22 protein-coding genes are annotated in these 24,614 nt (G+C 70.0%); 13 read left to right on the plus strand and 9 right to left on the minus strand.

Going from position 1 to position 24,614, the window contains the following annotated elements; translation table 11 throughout:
* Window positions 1–2 precede the first annotated feature (2 nt).
* The 5 genes from lldD (at window position 3) to ACEN98_RS26910 (ending at window position 4,463) form a co-directional block, all read left to right on the plus strand.
* The gene (gene lldD, locus ACEN98_RS26890) at window positions 3–1,133 is read left to right on the plus strand and encodes an FMN-dependent L-lactate dehydrogenase LldD (RefSeq protein ID WP_413387954.1); all 1,131 of its coding nucleotides are present in this window, start codon (window positions 3–5) and stop codon (window positions 1,131–1,133) included.
* A 129-nt stretch (window positions 1,134–1,262) separates the two neighbouring features.
* Window positions 1,263–2,273, plus strand: coding sequence for a zinc-binding alcohol dehydrogenase family protein (locus ACEN98_RS26895; RefSeq protein ID WP_413389098.1), 1,011 nt, complete (start codon window positions 1,263–1,265; stop codon window positions 2,271–2,273).
* 79 nt (window positions 2,274–2,352) lie between these two features.
* On the plus strand, window positions 2,353–3,267 hold the full coding sequence (locus ACEN98_RS26900; protein WP_413387956.1) for a GntR family transcriptional regulator: 915 nt from the start codon (window positions 2,353–2,355) through the stop codon (window positions 3,265–3,267).
* A gap of 25 nt (window positions 3,268–3,292) precedes the next feature.
* Complete coding sequence (locus tag ACEN98_RS26905; protein WP_413387958.1) at window positions 3,293–4,123, plus strand: amidohydrolase family protein; 831 nt, start codon at window positions 3,293–3,295, stop codon at window positions 4,121–4,123.
* A 10-nt stretch (window positions 4,124–4,133) separates the two neighbouring features.
* On the plus strand, window positions 4,134–4,463 hold the full coding sequence (locus tag ACEN98_RS26910) for an L-rhamnose mutarotase (RefSeq protein ID WP_413346260.1): 330 nt from the start codon (window positions 4,134–4,136) through the stop codon (window positions 4,461–4,463).
* A gap of 3 nt (window positions 4,464–4,466) precedes the next feature.
* Here ACEN98_RS26910 and ACEN98_RS26915 read toward each other — a convergent pair whose 3' ends face one another.
* From ACEN98_RS26915 to ACEN98_RS26935, 5 genes are all read right to left on the minus strand, one after another.
* Window positions 4,467–5,702, minus strand: a complete 1,236-nt coding sequence (locus ACEN98_RS26915) for an ABC transporter permease (protein ID WP_413387959.1) — start codon at window positions 5,700–5,702, stop codon at window positions 4,467–4,469.
* The gene (locus tag ACEN98_RS26920) at window positions 5,699–6,904 is read right to left on the minus strand and encodes an efflux RND transporter periplasmic adaptor subunit (RefSeq protein WP_413387961.1); all 1,206 of its coding nucleotides are present in this window, start codon (window positions 6,902–6,904) and stop codon (window positions 5,699–5,701) included. Before ACEN98_RS26920 ends, ACEN98_RS26915 begins: the two co-directional genes overlap by 4 nt.
* An 8-nt stretch (window positions 6,905–6,912) precedes the next feature.
* Window positions 6,913–8,817, minus strand: a complete 1,905-nt coding sequence (locus tag ACEN98_RS26925) for an HlyD family secretion protein (RefSeq protein ID WP_413387963.1) — start codon at window positions 8,815–8,817, stop codon at window positions 6,913–6,915.
* Window positions 8,814–9,482, minus strand: coding sequence for an ABC transporter ATP-binding protein (locus tag ACEN98_RS26930; RefSeq protein ID WP_413345966.1), 669 nt, complete (start codon window positions 9,480–9,482; stop codon window positions 8,814–8,816). The genes ACEN98_RS26925 and ACEN98_RS26930 overlap by 4 nt, the downstream gene beginning before the upstream one ends.
* 61 nt (window positions 9,483–9,543) lie before the next feature.
* Window positions 9,544–10,968 carry a PLP-dependent aminotransferase family protein gene (locus ACEN98_RS26935; protein WP_413387964.1) on the minus strand — a complete coding sequence of 475 codons (1,425 nt, stop codon included), beginning with the start codon at window positions 10,966–10,968 and terminating at the stop codon, window positions 9,544–9,546.
* 96 nt (window positions 10,969–11,064) lie between these two features.
* On the opposite strand from ACEN98_RS26935, the gene ACEN98_RS26940 reads away from it, so the two are divergent.
* Genes ACEN98_RS26940 through ACEN98_RS26950 form a run of 3 tightly spaced genes read left to right on the plus strand, consistent with a single transcriptional unit; the run spans window position 11,065 to window position 12,546 of the window.
* Window positions 11,065–11,523, plus strand: a complete 459-nt coding sequence (locus ACEN98_RS26940; protein ID WP_413387965.1) for a carboxymuconolactone decarboxylase family protein — start codon at window positions 11,065–11,067, stop codon at window positions 11,521–11,523.
* Window positions 11,524–11,533: 10 nt separating this feature from the next.
* On the plus strand, window positions 11,534–11,926 hold the full coding sequence (locus tag ACEN98_RS26945) for a cupin domain-containing protein (RefSeq protein WP_413387966.1): 393 nt from the start codon (window positions 11,534–11,536) through the stop codon (window positions 11,924–11,926).
* Window positions 11,923–12,546, plus strand: coding sequence for an HD domain-containing protein (locus tag ACEN98_RS26950; protein ID WP_413387967.1), 624 nt, complete (start codon window positions 11,923–11,925; stop codon window positions 12,544–12,546). Before ACEN98_RS26945 ends, ACEN98_RS26950 begins: the two co-directional genes overlap by 4 nt.
* Here the strand turns inward: ACEN98_RS26950 and ACEN98_RS26955 are convergent.
* From ACEN98_RS26955 to ACEN98_RS26965, 3 genes are all read right to left on the minus strand, one after another.
* Window positions 12,485–13,669, minus strand: a complete 1,185-nt coding sequence (locus ACEN98_RS26955) for an FAD binding domain-containing protein (protein ID WP_413387968.1) — start codon at window positions 13,667–13,669, stop codon at window positions 12,485–12,487. The genes ACEN98_RS26950 and ACEN98_RS26955 overlap by 62 nt on opposite strands.
* Entirely contained in the window at window positions 13,666–14,886 is a 1,221-nt protein-coding gene (locus ACEN98_RS26960) for an MFS transporter (RefSeq protein WP_413387969.1), read from the minus strand. The genes ACEN98_RS26955 and ACEN98_RS26960 overlap by 4 nt, the downstream gene beginning before the upstream one ends.
* A 64-nt stretch (window positions 14,887–14,950) precedes the next feature.
* A complete protein-coding gene (locus ACEN98_RS26965; protein WP_413387970.1) occupies window positions 14,951–16,048 on the minus strand; it encodes an alkene reductase in 1,098 nt (365 codons plus the stop codon).
* A 179-nt stretch (window positions 16,049–16,227) separates the two neighbouring features.
* Here ACEN98_RS26965 and ACEN98_RS26970 point away from each other — a divergent pair, with 179 nt between their 5' ends.
* The 5 genes from ACEN98_RS26970 to ACEN98_RS26990 all read left to right on the plus strand — a co-directional run bounded on the left by ACEN98_RS26970 (window position 16,228) and on the right by ACEN98_RS26990 (window position 23,471).
* Window positions 16,228–17,586 (plus strand): MFS transporter, encoded by a 1,359-nt coding sequence (locus ACEN98_RS26970; RefSeq protein ID WP_413387971.1) that lies wholly within the window; start codon window positions 16,228–16,230, stop codon window positions 17,584–17,586.
* A 60-nt stretch (window positions 17,587–17,646) separates the two neighbouring features.
* Window positions 17,647–18,663: a LacI family DNA-binding transcriptional regulator gene (locus ACEN98_RS26975; protein WP_413387972.1), complete on the plus strand. Its 1,017-nt coding sequence runs from the start codon at window positions 17,647–17,649 to the stop codon at window positions 18,661–18,663.
* Window positions 18,664–18,786: 123 nt separating this feature from the next.
* Complete coding sequence (locus ACEN98_RS26980; protein ID WP_413387973.1) at window positions 18,787–20,772, plus strand: heparinase II/III family protein; 1,986 nt, start codon at window positions 18,787–18,789, stop codon at window positions 20,770–20,772.
* A 16-nt stretch (window positions 20,773–20,788) separates the two neighbouring features.
* Window positions 20,789–21,958: a glycoside hydrolase family 88 protein gene (locus ACEN98_RS26985; protein WP_413387974.1), complete on the plus strand. Its 1,170-nt coding sequence runs from the start codon at window positions 20,789–20,791 to the stop codon at window positions 21,956–21,958.
* Between the two features lie 172 nt (window positions 21,959–22,130).
* Window positions 22,131–23,471, plus strand: a complete 1,341-nt coding sequence (locus tag ACEN98_RS26990) for an MFS transporter (protein ID WP_413387975.1) — start codon at window positions 22,131–22,133, stop codon at window positions 23,469–23,471.
* Here the strand turns inward: ACEN98_RS26990 and ACEN98_RS26995 are convergent.
* On the minus strand, window positions 23,410–24,489 hold the full coding sequence (locus ACEN98_RS26995) for a LacI family DNA-binding transcriptional regulator (RefSeq protein WP_413387976.1): 1,080 nt from the start codon (window positions 24,487–24,489) through the stop codon (window positions 23,410–23,412). The genes ACEN98_RS26990 and ACEN98_RS26995 overlap by 62 nt on opposite strands.
* Window positions 24,490–24,614 lie beyond the last annotated feature (125 nt).

A 24,614-nucleotide genomic window follows, 5' to 3' on the forward strand; every position in this document is an offset into this window, starting at 1 on the left:
TGATGATCATCTCTTCCGCCACCGACTATCGCGAGGCGGCGCGCCGCCGGTTGCCGCCGTTCCTGTTCCATTACCTCGACGGCGGCTCCGGCACCGAGTCGACGTTGCGCCACAACGTGGACGACCTGCAGGCCGTGAGCCTGCGCCAGCGCGTGCTGAAGGGTTCCGAAACCCTCGATTTGTCGACCGAGTGGTTCGGCGTGAAGCGCGGCCTGCCGCTGGCGCTGGCGCCGATCGGCCTCGCGGGCATGTACGCGCGCCGCGGCGAGGTGCAGGCGGCGCGGGTGGCGGCGGAACGCAACATCCCGTTCATCCAGTCCACCGTCTCCGTGTGCCCGCTGGCCGAGGTGGCGGCGCAATCGTCGCAGCCGCTGTGGTGCCAGCTGTACGTACTGAAGGACCGCGGCTTCATGCGCGACTACCTGCGCCGCGCGCGCGAGCTGAACATCGACACGCTCGTGTTCACCGTCGACATGCCGGTGCCGGGCGCGCGCTACCGCGACGCCCATTCCGGCATGAGCGGCCGCCACGGCCCGCTGCGCCGCATGCTGCAGGCGATGCTGCATCCGCGCTGGGCGTTCGACGTCGGACTGTTCGGCCGGCCGCACGACCTGGGCAACATCTCCGCCTACCGCGGCCACGCGACGGGCCTCGCGGACTACATCGGCTGGCTGGCCGCCAACTTCGATCCGGGCATCAGCTGGAGCGACCTGCAGTGGATCCGCGACGAGTGGCAGGGGCCCATGGTCATCAAGGGCATCCTCGACGCCGGCGACGCGCGCGACGCGAAGGCGTTCGGCGCGGACGGCATCGTCGTGTCGAACCACGGCGGGCGCCAGCTGGACGGCGCGCTGTCCACGGCGAAGGCGCTGCCGTCCATCGCGGCGGCGGTGAAGGGCGACCTGACGATCTTCGCCGACTCCGGCGTGCGCACGGGCCTGGACGTCGTCCGCCTGCTGGCGCTGGGCGCGGACGGCGTCCTGATCGGCCGCGCCTTCATCTACGCGCTCGCGACGGGCGGCGCGGCCGGCGTGCGCAACCTGCTCGCGATCCTCGAAAAAGACATCCGCACCAGCATGGTCCTGACGGGCGTGCAATCCGTGCGCGACATCGGGCCGGACTGCCTGGCCTGACCTTCTGCGCCGGCGCGGCCGCGCCGGCTATTCAATTTCATACGCGGGAATGGCGGTTTTCGATTGCTTTACGACTATAAATGTTTTAAATTTATAGAATACAAAACGAAAGGCAACGACATGAGTCAGATGAAGTGCGTGGTATGCGAATCCCCCGGCGACCTGCAGCTGGGTTTCAAGCCGGTGCCGGAGGCCGGTCCGGGCGAGGTGCTGCTGCGCGTACGCCGCATCGGCGTGTGCGGTACGGACATGCACATCTTCCGCGGCACGCAGCCGTTCCTCGCGTATCCGCGCGTGATGGGACATGAACTGTCCGGCGAAGTGGCCACGGCGCCCGCCGGCTCCGGCCTCGCGCCGGGCGACGAGGTGCTCGTGATGCCGTACCTGTCGTGCGGCGACTGCGTCGCCTGCCGCAAGGGCAAGACGAACTGCTGCACGCGGATCCAGGTGCTGGGCGTGCACCGCGACGGCGGGTTGGCCGAATACCTTGCGGTCCCGGCGCAGTTCGTCCTCAAGACGGAAGGCATTTCGCTCGACGATGCCGCGATGGTGGAATTCCTCGCCATCGGCCTGCACGCGGTACGCCGTGGCGCCGTCGCGGCGGGGCAGCGCGTGCTGGTCGTCGGGGCGGGGCCGATCGGCGTGGCCGTCGCGCTGTTCGCGGCGCTGAACGGCGCGCAGGTCACGGTGCTGGACGCGCGCGACGACCGCCTCGGCTTCTGCCGCGACGTGCTGAAGGTCGCGCACACGGTGACGGCGGGCGAGGGCGACGTCGAGGCACTCCGCGCGATCACGGGCGGCGACTTCTTCGACGCCGTGTTCGACGCCACCGGCAACATCAAGGCGATGGAGCGGGGCCTGGAGTTCGTCGCGCACGGCGGCACGTACGTGCTCGTGTCGATCGTGCTGGATCGGATCTCGTTCGCCGATCCGGAATTCCACAAGCGCGAGACGACCCTGCTCGGCAGCCGCAACGCGACCGTGGACGATTTCCGCGAGGTGCTCGCGGCGATGAAGGCGGGCCTGGTGCCGACGCGGGCGATGAACACGCACCGCGCCACGCTGGACGAGTTCATCGACACGCTGCCGCGCTGGATGGACCCGGCCAGCGGCGTGATCAAGGCCATCGTCGAGGTTTGAACGATGTCGCTTCCCAGCGCGGCAGCGAGTTCCGGTAGAATGGGGGATTGTCCACCCGGCCTTCTCGACTCCGGACTTCATGGCCCGACCTCCAACCATCTTCAAGCGCAGCGCGAACCTGCTGCTGCAATACATTGCCGACCACGTGGGGGTCGGCGAAGCGCTGCCGACCGAGCAGCACATGGCCGAACTGGGCGAGGGCAGCCGCACGGCGATCCGCAGCGCGCTGGCGCACTTCCACGAGTGCGGCCTGATCAGCGACCTGAAGGAACGCCGGCTGCTGCGCAAGCCCGTCCGCACGGACTACTTCGACCTGGACGAGCTGCGCACGGGCGCGGACCGCATCCGCGAAGTGCTGATGGAGCGCATCTATCACAGCGACCTGCCGCCCGGCGCCGAGTTCTCGGAAACGGAACTGGCGCGCGCGGCCGGCACGAGCACGATCAGCGTGCGCGAATTCCTGATCGGGTTCTCGCACTCGGGCCTGATCGAAAAGAAGCCGCGTGGCGGCTGGCGCCTGTGCGCGTTCGACCGCTCGTTCGCGATGGAGCTGGCGGACGTGCGCCAGATGTTCGAGTTCGCCGCGATCGACCGCTTCGCCGCGCTGCCGCCGGATTCGCCGGCCTTCGCGGAGCTGCGGCAACTGATCGCGCGGCACGAGCAGCTGGGCTCCGTCATGCCGACGCACCACAAGGATTTTCCCGCGCTCGACCGCGATTTCCACGCCTTCCTGATGGGGCAACTGGACAACCGCTTCGCGCAGGGCTTCTTCGACCTCGTGTCGCTCGTGTTCCACTACCACTACCAGTGGGACAAGACGCAGGAAATGGTGCGCAACGAGTACGCGGTGCACGAGCACCTGGACATTCTGCGGGCCCTGGCGCGGCGCGACGTCGCGGGCGCGCGCGAGGCGATGCGTGTCCACCTGAGTTCCGCACGCAGCACCTTGCTGCAATCGATCCGAGTCAGAGAAATGAAGGCGCACCCGGGCTGACGCTCCCGCGGGCGCGGGAGGGAGCATGATGCTTGTCGACGCCCATCAACACTTCTGGCGGCTGGCCGACCGCAACGGCGCGTGGCCGCCGCCGGACCTGGCCGCCATCTACCGCGATTTCTTCCCGCCCGACCTGGCGCCGACGCTCGCGCAGCACGGCGTCGCGAGGACGGTGCTCGTGCAATCGATGCCCAACGAGGACGACACGCGCTTCATGCTCGGCCTGGCCCATGCTCACCCGTTCATCGGCGGCGTGGTCGGCTGGGCCGACCTGAATGCGCCCGACGCGCCCCGGCGGATCGCCGCGCTCGCGGCCGACCCGCTGCTCAAGGGCTTGCGGCCGATGTTGCAGGACATCGAGGACGACGACTGGATCGCCGATCCGGCGCTGGCGCCTTCGGTCGCGGCGATGCTGCGCCATGGCCTCAGCTTCGACGCGCTCGTCCTGCCGCGCCATCTGCCCGCGCTGCTCGCGTTCGCACAGCGGCATCCGACTCTACCCATCGTGATCGACCACGGCGCCAAGCCGCTGATCGCCGCGGGCGTGCTGGAACCGTGGCGCACCGACATCGCGCGCCTGGCCGCGCTGCCTCAGGTGAGCTGCAAGCTGTCCGGGCTCGTCACCGAAGCGGGCGCCGACTGGGACGTCGACTGCCTGCGGCCGTACGTCGACCACCTGCTCGCGTGCTTCGGGCCGCAGCGCCTGATCTGGGGCAGCGACTGGCCGGTGCTGAACCTGGCCGCCGATTATGGGCGCTGGCTCGCCGCCTGCGCGTCCCTGCTGGACGGACTGTCCGGTGCCGACCGGCTTGCCGTGTTCGGGCTGAATGCCCTGCGTTTCTATCGTATCGATTGAGGAGTCTTATATGCAAAGAATGGGAATGGTCATCGGCATCGAGCCGGAAAAGATCGCGGAATACAAAGCGCTGCACGCGGCCGTGTGGCCGCAAGTGCTGGCCCGCCTTGCGGAAGCCAATGTGCGCAACTACACAATCTTCCTGCGCGAGCCGGAAAACCTGTTGTTCGGCTATTGGGAATACCACGGCACCGATTTCGCCGCCGACATGGCGCATATCGCGGCCGATCCGGAAACGCAGCGCTGGTGGACGTTCTGCAGCCCGTGCCAGGTGCCGCTGGCCAGCCGGGCCGAAGGCGAGCACTGGGCGATGATGGAGCCCGTGTTCCACATGGACTGACCTTCAGCCGTCGCTGCGCAGGGCGGCGATCGGGTCGAGCGCCGCCGCCTGGCGCGCGGGGTAGACGCCGAACCCGAGCCCGACCGCCACGCATGCCAGCACCGCGAGCAGCAGGCTCACCGGCGACCACGCCACCGACCACCCGGCCAACGCGGCGATGCTGTACGCGGCCACGGCGCCCAGCACGAGGCCGAGCAGGGCGCCGCTGACGGCGATCACGAGCGCCTCGGCCAGGAATTGTTCCACCACGTCGCGGCGGCGCGCGCCGAGTGCGCGCTTCAGGCCCACTTCGCGCCGGCGCTCCAGCACGTTGGCCAGCATGATGTTCATGATGCCGATGCCGCCCACCAGCAGCGAGACTGCCGCGATCGAACTCATGACGATGGTGAAGATGCGCTGCGTCTGCTGGTTCTGGCGGTACAGGCCCATGGGCACGATGAGGTTCGTGTCGTCGACGCCGCCATGGCGCTGGTGGATGACCGCCTGCAGCACGCGCGCCGCGTCGTCCGGCGCGACCTGGCCGTCCAGGCGCACGCTGATGCCGTCCACCTCGTCCTCGATGCGGCGGAAGCTGAAGCGCGCGCGGGCCGTTTCCCACGGCACGAACAGGCGCTCGTCGTCCAGGCCCAGCTTGACGCCTTCGAACTCCGACTTGCTGGGCGTGCGGTCGGCCAGCACGCCGACCACCTGCAGCCACACGTGGTTGACTTTCACGCGCTGGCCGACGGCTGGCGCCGCGCCGAACAGCGTGTGCGCGAGGCGCGCGCCCAGCACGCAGACCGGGGCCAGCGTCGCGCCGTCGGACGGGCGCAGCCAGCGTCCGACCTTGAGCTGCAGGCCGCCATGGTCCGCATACGCCGGCGACACGGCGAACGCGCGCCCGCTCACGACGCGGTCGTCGACGATCAGCTGGTCGACCTTGATCTCCTTTTTCAGCGCCACCGACCGCGCGCCCGGCACGACGGACAGCGCCGCCGCGGCATCGGCCGCGGACAGGCCCAGCGAGCGGGTGCGGATGTCCTTCAACTGTTCGTCCGTGTTGCCCTTGCTCTCGACGATGACGTTGTTCAGGCCCAGTTCCGCGACGAGGCGCAGCGCCTCGCGTTTGCTGCCTTCGCCCACGGCCAGCATGGCGACGATGGCGCCCACGCCGAAGATCATGCCCAGCAGGGTGAGGCCGGTGCGCAGTTTGCGGCGTTTCAGTTCGGCGACGGCTTCCAGCAGGAGTGCACGGTTCATGACTTGTCCGTTGTTGGAGGGAGGAGCAGGATGCGCGCGCCGGACGCGAGGCCGCTCCTGATTTCGCTGCGTACCGGGCCGCGCCGGCCCAGCTCGACCTTGTGCTTCACGGTGCGGCCGCCATCGGCCGTGTACACGGCGTAGGCGGCGCCGTCCTGCACGAGCGCGATGTTCGGGACCGTCAGCGCCGCCGCCTGCGTCACGAGGTGCACCGTGCCGTGCAGCGCCTGGCCGGGTTTCAGTCCCAGCTTGCGCGCCGTGTCGGTCCCGATGGCGGCGTCGAAATCGCTGTACTTGACGGGTGATTCGGGCGAGATGACGCTGGCGCTGCTGCCGACCCGCGTCACCGTGAGGTCCAGTTCTGTCCCCGTGCCGGCCAGGCGCACGCGCACGGGCAGGCCCGGCTTGAGTCCGTAGGCCTGGCCCTCGGCCACGCTGAAGTGGGCGACGAGCTTGTCGAGGTCGGGCAGGGCGCCGAACGGCTCGCCCGCCATCTGGTTGGCGCCGACCTGCGGCTTGGCGCCGTCCCAGCGCGCGGCCAGCAGGAACACGCCGTCGTGCGGCGCCACCAGTTCCAGCGCGTCCAGGCTCCTGCGCTGCTGTGCCGCGGTCTGCGCCACGCTGTCGCGTTGCGAGTGCAGCACGGCGTCCTGCGCGGCGGCGCGGGCCTGCGCCTGCCCGCCTTTCCAGTCCAGGTAGGTGCGCTTCTTGGTGAGGAAGCCGACGTCGGCCAGCGCATCGAGGATCGTGTTGCGGGCGAAGACGGACAGGTCGACGTTCGCATAGCGGCGCGCGAGGCCCAGGTCGTCCTCGAGCTTCGCGCGGTCGCCGGCCAGCACGCCTTTCTCGACGGCCGCGTTCTGGCGATTCGCCTCCTCGGCCAGCGCCTTGCGCAGCAGTTCGAGGTCGGCCTGCGACAGTTCCGCGCGCGCCTGCGGGGCATCGAAACGGGCCACGACCTGGCCTTTCGTGACGGTGCTGCCGTCCGCGACCATGTCCACCAGCACGCGGCTCGACCAGCCGCTGCCCGGCACCGTCAACGGCGTGTTGGCGGCGGCCTGGATCTGGCCGTCCGCTTCCAGCGTTTCGGTCCACGCGCGCGGCGCCAGCGTTTCGACGGGGCCGCCGGCCGGCGCCGACGCGCCGCCGCAACCGGACAGCAGGGCCGCCAGCATGGCGGCGAATGTAGACAGGCGTGGCATCGGAAATCTCATGGTCGGATGGCCGCGACGCGGCGGTCGACGCCCGGCAGCAGTTCCACCTGGACGGCGGCCCCGGGCTTCAGGTCTTTCGCGGGCGCGTCGAATTCCAGCTCGACGTCGCGTATGACGACCGCCTGCGCCGCCGATTTGCTGTGGAAGGCGCGTCCCAGGCCCGTCACGTGCGCCGCCAGTGTCTGCCGCGTACCGGCCACGATGACGCGCGCCGCCTGGCCCTTCCGCACGCCAGCCGCCTGCGCTTCCGGCACGCGGGCGTTGACGCCCAGCTGGTCCGGATCGGCCAGCGTCGCGACCGACAGGCCTATCCAGACCTGGCTGCCGATGGCGAACTTCTCGCCGTTGAAGCCGGTGCGATGCAGGACCAGGCCCCGCCGCGGCGCCACGACGGTCAACGCCGACTGCCCCTTGACGAGGGTGGCGATCTTGGCCCGCAACTGCGCCGCGTCGGACTGCAGGCCGGCGCGCTCGGCCTGGCGCGCGCGCCGCTGTGCCTCGTACTGGGCCTGCGCCAGTTTCGCCAGCTGCGCCTTTTCGGCGCGGTCGATCACCAGCTTGTCGTAGTCGACGCGGCGAATGAGTTCCTTCGGCATGGTCGCCTTGCGCGCGGCCTTCTCGGCATTGCTCTGCGCCTCGGCCTGCGCCAGCACGCCGGCCCGGTCGGCCTCGGCCTGGTCCAGCTGCAGCTTGTCCAGCGCCCGCTCGCGTTCCTTCAGCGTGCCTTGCAGCGAGATCAGCTGGTTCATCACCTCGGTGGATTCGAACACGGCGATGGGCTGCCCGGCCTGCACCATCGTGCCTTCCGGCGCGAGGAACGCCAGCTTGTAGTTCCAGACGTGCGGGATGGTCGGCGGCGACACCGGCATCGTGCGGCGCGACGCGATCTCGCCTTCGATCGCCAGCGCGGCGGGCGCGGCGGCCTTCGCCTGGCGGACGCCCGCGGCCGCGGCGCCGGGCGCCAGCGGCTCCACCTGCACGCTCATCCCCGCGACGAGCGGCAGGCCATGGTCGTCGGGCAGGGCGATCCGGGCCCGGAAGTAGCGGCCGATTCCCCAGCGGGGCCGCGCTTCCGGCGCGCTCGTGATCTCGGCCAGCTTCCCGGTCACGACGACGCCCGGCAGCGCGTCGAAGCGCAGGGCGACGGCCTGGCCGTCGCGCAGGTACGGGCGGTCCGCTTCCAGTACCCAGGCCGTGACGACCATGTGGCCGTCGCCGAGCACCGTGCCGGCCGCGTTGCCCGGCCAGGCCGTGGAGCCCTCGTCCATGCGCTCGCCGTTGAACGGGCTGTAGCCGTGGACGACGACGCCGTCGCGCGTGGCGCGCACTTCCGATTGCGCCACCTGGGCGAGCTGGAACGCCTCGTTGATCTGCAGTTTCTTCACTTCGAGCGCGCCGTCCTCCTTGCGGCGGGCGACGGCCGCGCGGGCGTTCTTCAGGTTGTCCCGCTTGATCGCGAGGTCGCGCGTGGCCTGGCCTAGCGCCGCCTGGTAGCGGTCGTAGTCGAGCGCCATGATCTGCTGCTTCGGCAGCGCCGCGTCGACCTTGGCCTTGTCCAATGCGGCCTGGGCGTTGACCAGCGCTTTCTCCGCCTCGATGGCCGCGACTTCCAGCGTGGCCGTCTCGCTGTCCGCCTTCGCGCGGGCACGTTCGCGGTCCATCCGCAACTGGTCGATATTGGTCGTGCTGGCGGAGTCGATCCGCAGCACGACGTCGCCCTTCCTGACCTGCGTGCCCTCGGCGAGGAAGTTGCGCACGACGACCGGCGACGCGTTCGACGGCGGCACGAAGATCGTCTGCGAATCCAGCGCTTCCACTTCGCCGCTGATCAGGACCGGGCGGGTGTCCGCGGCCGTGGCGGCGACGGCGACGAGGGCCAGCAGGGGAACGAGGCGCTTCATGACTGGCCCGCGACGCGGCCGTCGCGCAGGTGGATCGTGCGCTGCGCGCTGGCGGCAATGGCCGGATCGTGCGTCACCATCACGAGCGTCTGGCCGCCCGCGTGCAGTTCGCGCAGCAGGGCCATCACGTCGGCCGCGCTGCTGGAATCGAGGTTGCCGGTCGGTTCGTCCGCGAGCAACAGGTCCGGCTCGTTCAGCAGCGCCCGCGCGATGGCGGCCCGCTGCAGCTGGCCGCCGGACAACTGGCCCGGCAGGTGGTCGAGGCGCTGGCCCAGGCCGATGCGGCCGAGCAGGGCACGGGCACGGTCGGGCGCCCGCGGGTCGGGCTGGCGCGCATAACGCTGCGGCAGCAGTACGTTCTCCAGCACGGTCAGGCGCGGCAGCAGGTGGAACGACTGGAACACGAACCCGATGCGGCGGTTGCGCACGTCGGATGCGGCGTCGTCGTCGAGGGCGCTGATCTCGTCCTGCGCCAGGCGGTAGCGGCCGCTGTCCGGGCGATCCAGCCCGCCCAGCACGTTCAGCAGGGTCGACTTGCCGGAGCCGGACGGCCCCATCACGGCGACGAATTCGCCGCGCGCCACGTGCAGGTCGATGCCGTCCAGGGCATGGATGTCGCTGCCGCCCAGGCGGTAGGTCTTGCGGATCGCACTCAGTTCTATCATGCCGAAAAGTATTTCTTAAGGCACAATAGTTTGTCAATTGTCAAATGCGTCAACCGGTAGATTATTTTGGCATGGCGGCAAGTTCCGCCAGCCGGCGGCAGTCGGCCACGAGACGGCGCGCGTCGACATTGGTCACGCCCAGCAGCAGGCCGCGCGCGGCCGGCGTATGCACATACCAGGGCGACAGCGGCACGGGCGCGAGGCCGGCCCGCAGGGCGCGCGCGGCGACGTCGACGTCGGACACGTCCGTGCGCAGGCGCGTGACGACGGCCATGCCGGCCGTCGCCTGCACCTCCAGCACGTCGGCGGCCTCCTTGCGCAGGCAGCGCAACAAGGCTTCGCGCCGCGCCGCATACAGACGTTTCATGCGGCGCAGGTGGCGCAGGTAGTGACCCTCCCGCAGGAAGTCCGCGACGGCGCGCTGGATCGTCGCGCCGGGCGCCGGCGCGAGGCAGGCCGCGACGTCGCCGAACCGGCGCGCCAGGTCGGCCGGCACGACGAGGAAGCCGAGGCGCAGCGCGGGGCTGATCGTCTTGCTGAACGTCCCGATGTGCAGCACGCGGCCGCCCTGGTCGAGCGACGCGAGCGCCGGCGCCGCGCGGCCTTCCAGCTGCAGCTCGCTGAGGTAGTCGTCCTCGACGATCCAGGCACCGTTGTCGCGCGCCCAGTCCAGCAGGGCGCGGCGGCGCGCGAGCGACATCGTCATGCCGAGCGGCGCCTGCTGGCCCGGCGTCACGACGGCGAGCCGCGCGTCCGGGGCCGTGCGGACACCGGCATCGACGTCCAGGCCCTCGGCGTCGACCGGGACGGCCGTCACCGTCGTCCCCGCGAGCGACAGGGCGGTGCGCGTCAGCGGAAAACCGGGGTCTTCGAACCACGCGCCCTGGCCTTCCAGCGCGAGCGCGCGCACGACGAGCCCCAGCGCGCCCGCGAAGCCCGCCGTGATCAGCACCTGCGACGGGTTGCAGCGGATGCCGCGCGCGATGCCGAGATAGGCGGCAACTTCGCGCCGCAGGTCCGGATCGCCGCGCGGGTCCGGGTAGCCGACGGGGCTGGCCGCGGTGTGCCGGGCCGCGCGCACCATCACGCGCGACCACAATTTATAGGGGAACGCGTCCTGTGCCGGGACGCCCATCTGGAACGGCAGCGGCTTTGCGCCGAAGGTCGGGAACAGCTCGGGGATCGGCGAAGTATCGGGCAAGTGCGCGGGTGGTTGGCCGGGGATGCCGGGCGTGGCCGGCCGCCCGTTGACGCGGGTGCCGGCGGCGCCATAGCTCGTCGCGAGCTGCTCGTCGACGAGGCGTTCGTACGCGATGCGCACCGTGCCGCGCGACACGCCCAGCTGGGCGGCCAGGTCGCGCCACGACGGCAGCTTCGCGTCGGCCGGAATCTGTCCCGATTCGATGCCTGCGCGGATGGCCGCGTAGATCTGCGTGGCGAGAGGTGTTTTCTTGGCCCGGTCGAGGCCGATGGACAGCGTGGTCATGGCCGATGGTACATTAAAAATGATCAAACTTGGCACTGTTGTTTGGCCACTGCAACGCGCATCATGTCTTCATCCAGTTCAACCAGGAGAATCAAAATGACGCAACGCATGGATTACAACGCGGCCACCCCGGCCGGCATGAAGGCACTCGGCGGCGTGTACGGCCACATCCTGGGCAGCGGCCTGCCGAAGGTGCTCGTCGACCTCGTCTACCTGCGCGTCTCGCAGATCAACGGCTGTGCGTATTGCATCGACATGCACTCGCGCGACCTGCTGAAGGAAGGCGTCAACGTCGAGAAGCTCGTGCTGGTGCCGGCGTGGCGCGAGGCGGGCAGCCTGTTCGACACGGCCGAGCGCGCGGCGCTCGCATGGGCCGAGACGGTGACGCGGGTGGCCGAGACGGGCGTGCCGGATGCGGAGTACGCCGCCGCCGCGGCCGTGTTCAGCCAGCAGCAGCTGGCCGACCTGACCATCGCCATCGGCCTGATGAATGCGTACAACCGCATGGCGATCAGCTTCCGCGCGACGCCGGCCGCCGTGACGGCCGCGCGTTGAGGAGGCGGCGATGAAGCGCAAGATCGCCTTTTGCCTGGCGCTGCTCTGCACTGCGGCCGGCGCGCACGAGACGGTGAAACCCCTATTCCACCGCGCGCTGCCGAACGTGCCCGGCAAGGCGCTGGTGGCGGTGGAAGTGTCGTTCGCGCCCGGCGCGGAAGCGGCGCCCCACACGCATCCGAAGTCGTCCTTCATCTACGCGCAGGTGCTGTCCGGCGAGATCGTCAGCGCCGTCGACGATGCGCCGCCGAAGGTCTACCGCACGGGCGAGTCCTGGTACGAGGATCCGGGTGCGCGCCACCAGGTGACGCGCAACGCCAGCAAGGACAAGCCGGCCACGCTGCTCGCCGTGTTCGTGCTGGACGAGGGGGAGCGGAAGCTCGTGCTCCCGGCGGCAAAATGACGGCGCCGATGCTGCCCGACAGCCACATCGCGCGCGCGATCACGCAGTACGTGCGCGACACGGCGAGCGACATGCTGTTCCAGCACTCGGCCCGCGTGTACTGGTGGGGCGCGCTGCTGGGCGACAAGCTCGGCCTCGCGTTCGACCCCGAGCTGCTGTATGCCGCCGCCATGTTCCACGACATCGGCATCACGCCGCATTACCACGGCAGCCGGCAGCGCTTCGAGGTCGATGGCGCGAACGCGGCGCGCGATTTCCTGCGCGGCCACGGGATCGCCGAGCAGGACATCGAAAAAGTCTGGCTCGCGATCGCGCTGCACACGACGCCCGGCATCCCCGAGCACATGCATCCGGAGATCCGCCTCGTGCAGGCGGGCGCCGGCATGGACATGGTGGGCCGCGGCATGGACGCCATCCCGGCGGCGGAGCGGGACAGGGTGCTCGCGGCGCACCCGCGCGGCCACGGCTTCGCGCACGACGTCATCGACACGTTCTACGAAGGGCTGAAGCACCGGCCCGAGACGACGTTCGGCACCTTCAACGACGACTTCCTCGCGTTCAGGGACCCTGCATTCCAGCGCGGGAATCTGTGTAGCCTGCTGCTCGCCGCACACCCATGATGCCGTCGCCCATGCGCCGGCCCCAGTCGACCAGGTTGCGGCCGGCGCGCAGCTGCGGGACTTCCCAGTCCTTCAGGCGCGCTTCGATGGGTTGATCGGTGCGCTGCAGGGCCTGCGCGAGCGCCAGCGCATTGGCCGCCGCCTTGGCCGCGCCGCCGGCCGTGTGCGGGCGCGCGACGAAGGCGGCGTCGCCCAGCAGCAGCACGCGGCCGAACACCATGCGCGGCACGGCGAGGTCGAGGATCGCCTGCACGAACGGTTCCTTCGTTTTCTGCACGAGCGCGTTGAATTGCGGTGCGAGGAGGCGGGTTGCGTCCTTGCGCAGCACGGCCGCCTGCGCATCGGGCAGCGCGCCCGGCGGCAGCGAGAACGTGTGCGTGCGGCCGGTGCGGTCGGTCAGCAGCGCGGGCAGGCCATCTTGCGGCACCTTGCGATACCACACCCAGTTCCAGCGCCGGCGGCCCGGCGCCGTGGCGCCGTCCTCGCCGGGGACGAGGTACTCCAGCAGCATCTGCTCGCCTTCGTCGTGCTGGAATGCGAACACGCCGTCCAGCACCGCGCGGCTGTCCGCGTCGAGATCCGCTTCCGGCACGAGGCCGCGCCACGCGACGTAGCCCGAGTATTCCGGCGCGAGGTTTGGCGCAAGCGCGGGCAACATCAGCGAACGGACCGTCGACCGCGCGCCGTCCGCGCCGACCAGCAGGTCGCCCGTTTCCACGCGGCCGCTGGCGAACACCGCGCGCACCTGGCCGCCGGCCTGCTCGATGCGTTCCAGCGTCTCGCCCGGATGGATGCAGTCGCCGGGCAGCGCGCGCCGCATGGTCCCGTGCAGCATGTTCCACGACGTCTGCGTCTGCGGCTGGTGGTCGCGCCGCACGACGTCGCCCGCGCGGTCGAGGTAGATGCGGTCGCGCGACGCCACGCCCAGCGCGCCGGCGGGCCGGATGCCCGCGAAGTGGAAGGCGTGCAGGACGTCCGGCTGCAGCACGATGCCGCCGCCGCGGCTGTCCAGCGCATGGGGCGAGCGCTCGAACACGTCGACTCTCCAGCCGATGGTTTTCAACGTGTTCGCGGCCAGCAGCCCGCCGAGCGAGCCGCCGATGATCAGGGCGCGCGGGCTCATGAGGCGGTCGCGCCGGTGGTTGCGCGGCGGCCGGCCAGTTCGCCGAACCAGACGAGCAGCGCGGCGGCGGGGAAGGCCATGCCGGCCAGCAGGGCGGCGTGCCAGCCGTGGTGGGCATAGACCCAGGCACCGGCCGCGGAGCCGAGCGCGCCGCCGGCGAAGAACAGCGCGAAATAAATGCCGTTCAGGCGGCTGCGCACTTCGGCGCCGAGCGCGAAGATGGCGCGCTGGCCCAGCACGAGGTTGGCGGCGACGGCCATGTCCAGCACGATGGACGCGACGACGAGGATGCCCAGTGCCAGCGCACGGGACTCGGGCTGGTACAGCGGCAGCGCGAAGCCGACGATGCCGAGGACGAGCGCGGCGGCCGTCGCCATCAGCGTGTGGCCGGCATCCGCGAGGCGTCCCGCGACCGGCGACGCGACGGCGCCCGCCATGCCGACGAGGGCGAAGATCGCGATGCCCGTTTGCGACAGGTGGAATTGCGGGCCTTCCAGCATCAGCGGCGTGACGGTCCAGAACAGGCTGAACGATCCGAACAGGCCGGCGTGGTAGGCGGCACGGCGGCGCAGCACGAGCGTCGTCGCCAGCAGATGCCACAGCGATCCGATCAAGCGGCCGTACGACAGGCTGTGCACGGGCACGCGCCGCGGCAGTTTGGCGCGCAGCACGAACGCGAGGACGAACACCGCGACGGCGGCGCCGCCGAACACAGCGTGCCAGCTGGCGTGGTCCGCGATCAGGCTCGCGGCCGGGCGGGCCAGCATGATCCCCAGCAGCAGGCCGCTGACGACCTTGCCGACGGCCTGGCCGCGCGTCGCTTCGTGCGACAGGTGCGCGGCGAACGGCACGAGGATCTGCGCGGCGACGGAACCGAGGCCGATGCCCAGCGACGCGACGAGGAACATCCACGCGTTCGCGCTGAACGCGGCGGTGGCCAGCGCCGCGGCTGTGGCGAGGAGGGCGGAGAACACGAGCTTGCGGTTCTCGAGCAGGTCGCCCAGCGGCACGATGAACAGCAGGCCGAGCGCATAGCCGACCTGCGTCAGCGTGACGATCAGGCCGGCCGCTTCCGGCGACAGGCCGGTCGCGGCGCTGATCGGGCCGACGAGGGTCTGGGCGTAATACAGGTTCGCGACGATCAGGCCGGCCGACGTGGCCAGCAGGCGGATCATGCCCGGCGCGATGTCGGGGGCGTGTTTGGCATTGGTGTGCATGAAAACTCCTTGTGTCAATGGCGGAATCTACGCCCGTGGTGAAGTGGGCGCGACTTCCTTTCGGTCAGGCGGCGAGCGGTTCGTAGTCGAGATAACCATGGACGCCGCCGCCATAGAACGTGAACGGATCGGGCGTGTTGTACGGGCCGCCGCGGCGGATGCGGTCGACGAGGTCGGGGTTGGCGATGAAGCTGCGGCCGAACGATGCCAGGTCGGCCATGCCGGATGCGATCAGCGCGTCGGCCGCGGCGGGATCGAGGCCGCCGTTGGCGATGATGGCGCCGCCGAAGTTCGGGCGCAGCACGGCGAGGATGCGGTCCATGTCCGGCGCGCCGGCCCACGCGTTCGAATCCGCGGCGTGAAGGTACGCGATGCCGGCCTCGCCCAGCATCCGGGCCACGTAGGCGTACGTCTCTTCCGTGGCCGGGTCGGTGGCATTGTTGTAGGCGGCGAACGGCGACAGGCGCACGCCGATGCGGTCGGCCGGCACTTCGTCCAGCACGGCGCGCAGCACGAGTTCGAGGAAGCGGGCGCGATTGGCGAGCGGGCCGCCGAACTCGTCGTCGCGACGGTTCGTGTGCGGCGACAGGAACTGGTGCGGCAGGTAGCCGTTGGCGGCGTGCAGTTCGATGCCGTCGATCCCGGCGCGCATGGCGTTGCGGGCGGCGACGCGGAATTCGTCGACGGCCACGTGGATGTCCTGCACGGTCATGGCGCGGGCCGGCGACGCCGCGATGCGCGTATAAAAGCCGTTCTCCAGGGCGGCGTACGGCTGCAGCAGGTGCAGGTCGTCGTTGACGGCGGACGGCGCCAGCGGCGCGCGGCCGTCCAGCAGCGCGTAGGAGCTCACGCGGCCGCTGTGCCACAGCTGCGCGAACAGGCGGCCGCCGGCCGCGTGCACGGCTTCCATCACGCGGCGCCAGCCGGCCACCTGCGCGTCGTCGTGCAGACCCGGCGCCAGCTCGAACGCGGCGGAATGGCGCGACACGTTGGTCGCTTCGCCCACGATCAGGCCGGCCGCTGCGCGCTGCGCATAATAGGCGGCGTTGGCGGCGGTCGGGACGCCGTCGGCGCCGGAACGGGCGCGCGTGACGGGGGCCATCGCGATGCGGTTCGACAGCGTCAGGTTGCCGAGGCGGGTGGGTGAGAGAAGGTTTGCCATGTCAGGACTCCGTTGAAAAGATGGCTTCACTGTAGCGGCGCCGGCCTGCGGCGATAATCCGGCGGCAGCCGGCAACACCTTTGCGCACGCGGCAACGACGTTCGATCATCGAACATATAATTGACTATCGAACACGCCATTGCTACGCTGGCGCGAAGCCGGCATCTCTGGAGACCGTCATGACCCATCCGGACCTCGACGTCCAGGCGTTCATCAACCGCCATCCCTTTTCGCCGTACCAGTGGCTCGTGTGCGCCACGTGCTTCTTCATCGTGCTGCTGGACGGCTTCGACACGGCCGCCATCGGCTTCATCGCGCCGTCGCTGCTGAAGGAGTGGGGCATCGCCAAGCCGGCGCTGGCGCCCGTGCTGTCCGCGGCGTTGTTCGGCCTCGCGGCCGGGGCGCTCGCCGCCGGACCGCTGGCGGACCGGCTGGGGCGCCGCATCGTGCTGCTCGGGGCCGTCCTCGTGTTCGGCGCGGCGTGCGGCGCGTCGGCGTTCGCCGCCAACCTCGAGAGCCTGACCGTGCTGCGCTTCGTCACCGGCATCGGCCTGGGCGCGGCGATGCCCAATGCCGTCACGCTGGTCAGCGAATTCTGTCCGGACGGGCGCCGCGCCGTCATCACGAACGCGATGTTCTGCGGTTTTCCGCTGGGCGCCGCGTGCGGCGGTTTCCTTGCCGCGTGGATGATCCCGCAGTGGGGCTGGCGCAGCGTGCTGGCGCTGGGCGGCATCGCGCCGTTCGTTCTGCTGCTCGTGATGGCGTTTACGTTGCCGGAATCCGTGCGCCACATGGTCGCGCGCGGCGCCCCGGTTGAACGGATCCGCGCCGTGCTGCGCCGCATCCACGCTTCGGGCGCCGACGCCGCGCGCTACGTGCTGGCGGAGCAGGGCGCCCGGACGGGCGGGGGCTTCGGCGTGCTGTTCGCGCGCTCGTACGCCGTCGGCACCCTGATGCTGTGGCTCGCATACTTCATGGGTCTCGTCATCTTCTACGCGCTGATCAACTGGATGCCGATCCTGTTCAAGGAGGCGGGCCTGCCCGCGCAGACGGCCACGCTGATCGCCGCGCTGTTCCCGCTGGGCGGCGTGGGCGCGATCCTGTTCGGCTGGCTGATGGACCGCTACGACGCCAACCGCGTCATCGCTATCGGCTTCGGGCTGACGGCGCTGGCCGTCTTCCTGATCGGCCAGGTGGCGGGCAACGTGGGCCTGCTGACCTTCACGGTGTTCGGCGCCGGCGCGCTGATGAACACGGCGCAGTCGTCGCTGCCCGCGCTGGCGGCCGCGTACTACCCGACGCAGGGCCGCGCCACGGGCGTCGCGTGGATGCTGGGGATCGGCCGCTTCGGCGGCATCGCCGGCTCGTTCCTCGTGGCGGAGCTGGCGCGGCGCCAGCTGCCGTTCGGCCAGGTGTTCATGGTCGTGGCCGCGGCGGCGCTCGTGTCGATGGCGGCGCTGCTCGTGAAACTGGCGGCCGACCGCAACCGGCCGGCCGCCGGCGGCCCGGCGCTGCGGGCGCAGGTGGACCTGCACTGAGCGCCGGTCCCCGTCCTCCCTGGTCTTGCCTGTTCGCTACCATTCAGGTAACGTTGGGGGATGCAGAAGACAAGTACGTTGACGGAAGTGGCAGAAGAGGCGGGCGTATCGCTGATCACGGCGTCGCGCGCGCTGCGCGGCGTGGGGCGGGTGGCGAAGGAGACGCGCGAACGCGTGCTCGCGGCGGCCGCGAAGCTGGACTATACGCCGGACATGCTCGCGCAGAAGATGCGGGGCGGGAACTCGGGCCTCGTCGGCGTGTTCGTCAACGGCTTCCGCTCGCTCGTGATGCACGAGCTGCTCAGCGCCATCAACGACGAGGCCCGCCGGCTCGGCTTCGACCTCATCGTCTTCAACGCCGACCATTTCGACGATGCGCGCCGCGCCGGCACGGCCGAGATGCTGCGCAAGCTGTGCGACGGCCTGCTCCTGCTGCTGCCGGACGCGAACGACGGCCTGCTGGTCAGGCTGGAACGCGCGCACGCCCCGTGCGTGCTGGTGAGCTTCGCGGCGCGCCCGATCGACCTGCCCGTCGTCCTCGGCTCCAACCGCATGGCGGCGAAGAGCGCCGTCGAGCACCTGCTCGGGCTGGGCCACCGCCGCATCGCCTTCATCGCCGGTACGTCGTTCACGGGCCAGAGCGAGGAGCGCCAGCGCGGCTACGAGGATGCGCTGCGCGCGGCCGGCATCGCGATCGAGCCCGCGTATCTGCGCCAGGGCGATTTCAACGACGCCAGCGGGTTTGCCGAGACGCAGGCGCTCCTCAAGCTGCCCAAGCCGCCCACCGCGATCTTCGCCGCCAACGACGCGATGGCGTTCGGCGCCATGGACGCCATTTCCGACGCCGGGCTGAAGGTGCCGGACGATCTCTCCGTCGTCGGCTTCGACGACGTGATCCGCGCGGCCGTCGTCTTCCCCAAGCTCACCACCGTGCGCCAGCCCCTGAACGAGATCGCCGTGCGCGCCGTCGCGGAACTGGTCGACGCCATGCGCAACGGCCGGGCCGAGGGTTTCCGCATCGAGCTGCCGGCCCGCCTCGTCATCCGCGATTCGACGGGGCCCGCACCGAAGGGCTGACGGCCCCGATGGCATCGTTACCACCCCGCCGCGCTCTCTGAATCGACCACCGGGTTGAGCGAAACCCTATTGTCTTTTGCGAACGTGAGTGGTAACGTTGTCACAACTCATCAGGGAGACGACATGAATCGAAGGAATGCGCTGACCCGCGGACTGGGTGCGCTGGCGCTGCTGGGCGCGCCCGGCCTGCGCGCGGCGGCCGGACCGGCGGGAGAGCAGGGCGGCGCGGCCCCGGCGCCGCGCGTGCCCAAGCGCTACCTGCGTGCCGTGGTCGACGAGGCCTTGCTGCGCCGCCGCCTGCCGCCGCCCGGGGCGTGGCATCCGTATCCGCGGGCGGGCGACCGCGCCGCGTGGGCGCAGGTGCCGGCCGACGTGGCCGCGGCGCTGATCGCCCGCGCCGACGCCTGGCTGGGCGCCGAGTGGCCGCAACTGCCGGCGAGCCTGTTCCTGGAATTCGCGGAGAACGGCAACCGCACCCATTACGAACAACGCTATTTCGAGCGCCGCAGCCGGCTGGCGGGCCTCGTGCTGGCCGAATGCGTGCAGGGGCAGGGCCGCTACCTGCACGCGATCGCGGACGGTGTCTGGCACGTGTGCGAGGAGACGTTCTGGGGCCTGCCGGCCCACAGCGGCATGTTCGAGCGTGGCGTCGGCCTGCCCGATGCTGCCGAACCCGTGATCGACCTGTTCGCGGCGGAGACGGGCGTCACGCTGGCCTATGTCCATGAGCTGGTGGGCGAGCAGCTGCGCACTGTGTCGCCGCTGCTCACCGTGCGCATCGCGGCGGAGGTGAAGCGCTGCATCCTCGATCCGGGTTTTACCCGCGACGACTTCAAGTGGATGGGCCTGAAGGACAAGAAGGAACCGCTGAACAACTGGACGTCCTGGATCGCATCCAGCTGGCTCGAAGCGAACCTGCTGCTGGAGCCGGATCCGGCGCGCCGCATCGCGGCCACGTTGAAGATCTGCCGCTGCCTGGACGGCTTCCTGGAAGACTACTCGGACGACGGCGCATGCGAAGAGGGCCCCGGCTACTGGGCGCTGTCGGCCGGTCCCTACCTCGACAGCCTGATGGCGCTGGACGCCGCGACCGGCGGGGCGGTGAACCTGGCGGCCGACCCGTTCGTGCGCCGCATGGGGCATTACGTGCTGGACGTGCACGTGGCGGGCGACTGGTACGTGAACTATGGCGATGCGCACGCGAAGGTGCGCCATTCGCCGCCGCTGCTGCACCGCTTCGGGCGCGCCACGGGCGACGTCGACCTGGCCGCGTTCGGCGCGTTCCGTGCGCCCGCGCGCGGCATCGCGCTGTCCGACCAGGGCCGGCTCGCGCGCGACGTGGCCGACGTGCTGGAGGTCGCGCGCATGCGGGCGACGCCCGGGCGCGACGCGCTGCAGCGCGCATCCTGGTATCCCGCGCTCGGCCTGATGACGGCGCGGGCGCAGGGCGGCTCGGCGCATGGATTCTTCCTGGCCGTGCAGGCGGCGCCGAACGCGCGCAGCCACGGCCACCACGATTCCGGCAGCTTCATCGTGTTCCACGACGGCCTGCCCGTGTTCGTGGACCCCGGCGTCGAAGCCTATACGGCGAAGACGTTCAGCAAGGACCGGTACACCATCTGGACCATGCAATCGGGCTGGCACAACCTGCCGCTCGTGGGCGGCCGCATGCAGGCTGGCCGGGATGCGCGCGACCGGGCGAGCCGGGTGCGCGTCGACGATATGGGGATGACGATGGACCTGGCAACCGCGTACGGCCCCGAGGCGGGCATCAGGACGTGGGAGCGGCGCGTCGCGCTCGACCGCGCCGCCGGCACGGTGAACCTGCGCGAGACGTTCGCACTGGCCCGTCCCGCGCCCGTGGCCCTCGTCTTCGTCACGCCACGCAAGCCCGATGCGGCGCAGGCGGGCGCCGTGGCGTTGCCCGTGGCCGGTGGCCGGACCGTGCACTTGAAGTTCGATCCGCGCGCGCTGCGTGCCGACGTCGAACGTCTGGCGCTGGACGACGCGGGCCTGAAGCATGAATGGGGCGACGCGCTGTACCGCATCCGGCTGGCGTCCGCGCAGCCGCTCGGCAGCGGCGACCTGAACGTAGCGATAGCGACTTGAAACCTGAAGGATCCACATGAAGAAGCGAACGATGGCGGCCATCCTGGCGAGCGGCATGCTCCTGCTGGCCGGTTGCGCGGACATGACGAGTAATCGCGCGGCCGTTCCCGCGCAGGAAGCACGCACCTCGATCCCGACGCGGGCCGAAGCGCTCGCCGTCATCGACAAGGTGAACGGCTACTGGCAGCGCACGACGCCGCCGACGGAATGGGCGTTCTGGAACGTGGCCGTCTACCACACGGGCAACCTGGCGGCCTACGAGGTCACGCGCAACGAGGCGTACCGCCAGTATTCCGAGCGGTGGGCCGAGTACAACGGCTGGAAGGGCGCCAGGTCCGACAACAAGGCCGAGTGGAAGCTCACGTACGGCGAGACGGACGACCACGTGCTGTTCGGCGACTGGCAGGTCTGCTTCCAGAGCTATATCGACCTGTATCGCCTCGGCCCGCAGGATCCGCGCCGCGTCGCCCGCGCGCGCGAGGTGATGGGGCACGAGATCGGCACGGACCGCGTCGACTACTGGTGGTGGGCGGACGGCCTGTACATGGTCATGCCCGTGATGACGAAGATGTACCACCTGACCGGCGACCGGCGCTACCTCGACAGGATGGTCGCGTATTTCGAGTACGCGAACAGCCTGATGTACGACCCCGAGACGCATCTGTACTACCGCGACGCGCGCTACGTCTACCCGCAGCACAAGAGCGTGAACGGCAAGAAGGACTTCTGGGCGCGCGGCGACGGCTGGGTGTTCGCCGCGCTGGCCAAGGTGCTCGCGGACCTGTCGCGCGACGATCCGTACCGGCCGATGTTCGAGGAGCGCTTCCGCGCGATGGCGCAGACGCTGCAAGGCATCCAGGCACCGGACGGTTACTGGACGCGCAGCCTGCTCGACCCGGCCCACGCGCCGGGCCCGGAAACGAGCGGCACCGCGTTCTTCACCTACGGCATGCTGTGGGGTATCAACAACGGCCTGCTCGACCGCGGCACGTACCTGCCGGTGGCGGCGAAGGGCTGGGATTACCTGACCCGCACCGCGGTTCAGGCGGACGGCAAGGTGGGCTACGTACAGCCGATCGGCGACCGCGCGATCCCCGGCCAGGTGGTGGACCGCAACTCGACGGCGCATTTCGGCGTGGGCGCGGTGCTGCTGGCCGCGTCCGAAATGGCGAAACTGGCCCCTTAGTTGGCCCTTGTTTTCTCTCCTTCGCGGGCCACCGTGCCCGTGTTCGGCCTGCCCAGGGATGGCAGGCTTTTTTTTAAGAACCGGGGTCAGAGCCCGGTTTTGGGAAATTAAAAGCTTGCACTTTTTTTACGCTGCGGCGATGCTTTAGCCCTTGTTAGTGGGAAACGCGTCCATGTTGGAAGACAAAAGCGCCCACGCCGTCGGTACGTTGCGCTATACGACGGCGGGCCTCGCCATCGTCATGTTCTGGCTGCTGTTCGGCGAGTTCGCCATCGCCTTCCGCGACCGCTCGGCCATCCCCGGCGTCATGGAACTGCTGCGCCAGCACCACGCCAGCGACACGATGATCGCCGTGCTCGTGTCCGCGCTGCCGGCGCTGCTGGGCGCCGTGCTCGTGCCCATCGTCGGCTTCCGCTCCGACCGTTTCCGCAGCCGCTGGGGCAGGCGGCTGCCGTTCCTGATGGGGATCACGCCGGTCGCCGCGCTCGTGCTGATCGCGCTCGGCAACTGCGCCACGTTCGGCCGCGTCACCGACCAGTTGCTCGGGTCGCTGTCGCCCGGCGTGGACGCGTGCGTGCTCGCGTGGTTCTGCCTGTTCTGGACCGTGTTCGAAGGCGTCGCGCTCGTCACGCTCGCGCTGTATGCGGGACTCGTCAACGACATCGTGCCGCGGCCCGTGCTCGGGCGCTTCTACGCGGCGTTTCGCATCGTCAGCCTCGTCGCCGGCATCCTGTTCAACCTGTGGTTCTTCAGGCTGACGGAACACCATCTGCGCGAAGTCTTCCTCGGCATCGGCCTGTTCTTCGGCGTCGCCGTCATGCTCATGTGCCTGCGCTTGAACGAGGGCGAGTACGGCCCGCCGTCGGTGGATGGCCAGGAGGCCATGACGTGGCGCGCGATGGGCCGCGCGTACTGGCGCGACTGCCTGTCGGACCGCTACTTCCTGCTCGTGTTCTTCGCCCTGACGGCGTCCGAGCTCACGTTCATGCCCTTCAATACGTTCTCGCAGCTGTACGCGGAATCGATCGGCATGGACAAGGCCACCCTGGGCCGCCTGCTCGCCCTGTCGTACACCTTGTCGATCGGACTGTCGTACGTGATCGGCTGGCTCGTCGACCGCTACAGCGCCGCGAGCGTGACGGTGTGGGCGATGGGCCTGTACCTGTGCGTGGGGGCCGGCGGCTTCCTCGCCGTGCACGACCTGCAGAGTTTTGCGATCGTCTACGTGTTGCACGCCGTCGTGGCGGGCACGTATTACACGGCGTCCGCCTCGCTGCCGATGGTGCTGTTCCCGCGCGCCCGCTTCCTGCAGTTCGACGGCGCCAAGCGCTTCCTGTTCTCCACCTCCAACATCGTGCTGAGCTTCCTGCTCGGTCCCCTGCTCGACACGACGGGCCACTTCTACGGCCTGACGCTGCTCGTCGGCGGCCTGCTGGCGGGGACCAGCCTGGTCATGTTCCGGACACTGGCACGCGCCGCGCGCGGGCGCGTTGCCGCGGCGTCGTCGGCATAGATTCCGCCTGCGGCGCCGGCCCCGTCGAATCGCGCACGGTGAGCCTGGCGGGGAAGGCGATGCGCGCCGGGCCCGTCGTCTGGCCCGCGATCATGCCCACCACTTCGCGCACGGCATAGGCGGCGATCGTATCGAACGGCTGGTGCATCGTCGTCAGCTTCGGGAACACGCAGCTGGCGGTCGGGATGTCGTCGAAGCCGATCACGGAGATGTCATGCGGGACCTTCAAGCCGCGGCTGTTGATGGCGTCGATGGCGCCGAACGCCATCTCGTCGTTCGCGGCGAAGATGGCGGTCGGCGGGACGGGGAGGGCGAGCAGCTGTTCCGTCGCCGCATAGCCGCCCGACTGCACGAACGCGCCGTTGACGACGAGCGCCGGATCGGGCGTGATGCCGGCCGCCTGCAGCGCATCGACGTAGCCCCGCTCGCGCTCCGCGCTCTGCCCCGTGCCCGGATTGCCGGCGATGTAGGCGATGCGGCGGTGGCCCAGCTCCAGCAGGTGATTCACGGCCACGCGCGCGCCGAGGCGATTTTCCGCCGCGACGACGGGCACCGCGAGGGGGCGCGCATCGAAGCAGATCACGACGCTGGCCACCTGCTGGCGCTCGATGGCGTCCAGGAAGCGGTCGTCCGCACCGGGCATCACGACCATCAAGCCGTCGCACAGCTTGCCCAGCAGGTCGCACGTCGCCATGCGGTCCGGGCTGTCGAAGCGTTCCGCGTTGAACAGCAGCAGGTCGTAGCCCTGGGCGCGCGCGTGCGTGCTCAACGCGCGGATGATCTCGTGCAGCACGACGGGGCCGTAATTGTTGACGAACACGCCGAGCAGGCGGCTGCGGTCCCCGCGCATGCGGCGCGCCAGCGGATCGGGCGTGTAATTCAACTGCGCGGCGGCGGCCATGATGCGCTCGCGCGTCTCGGCCGACACGTACCCCGCGCCGCGGATCGCGCGCGATGCCGTGATCGGGGCCACGCCCGCGAGCCGGGCGACTTCACTGAGTTTGCTGACTTTACGCATGCTGGGAAGTCTGACGGAAAAATGAGACAACGTACATCACAAAATTCGTCAAAGGTATGACCGTTTGGCATGCCTGTCGTGGTTGTGCGACACAGAATTTGCCAAAATGGCTGGCCATATCGAAT

It is taken from the genome of Massilia sp. CT11-137 (assembly GCF_047302885.1).
GTDB classification, from domain to species: domain Bacteria; phylum Pseudomonadota; class Gammaproteobacteria; order Burkholderiales; family Burkholderiaceae_D; genus Telluria; species Telluria orientalis.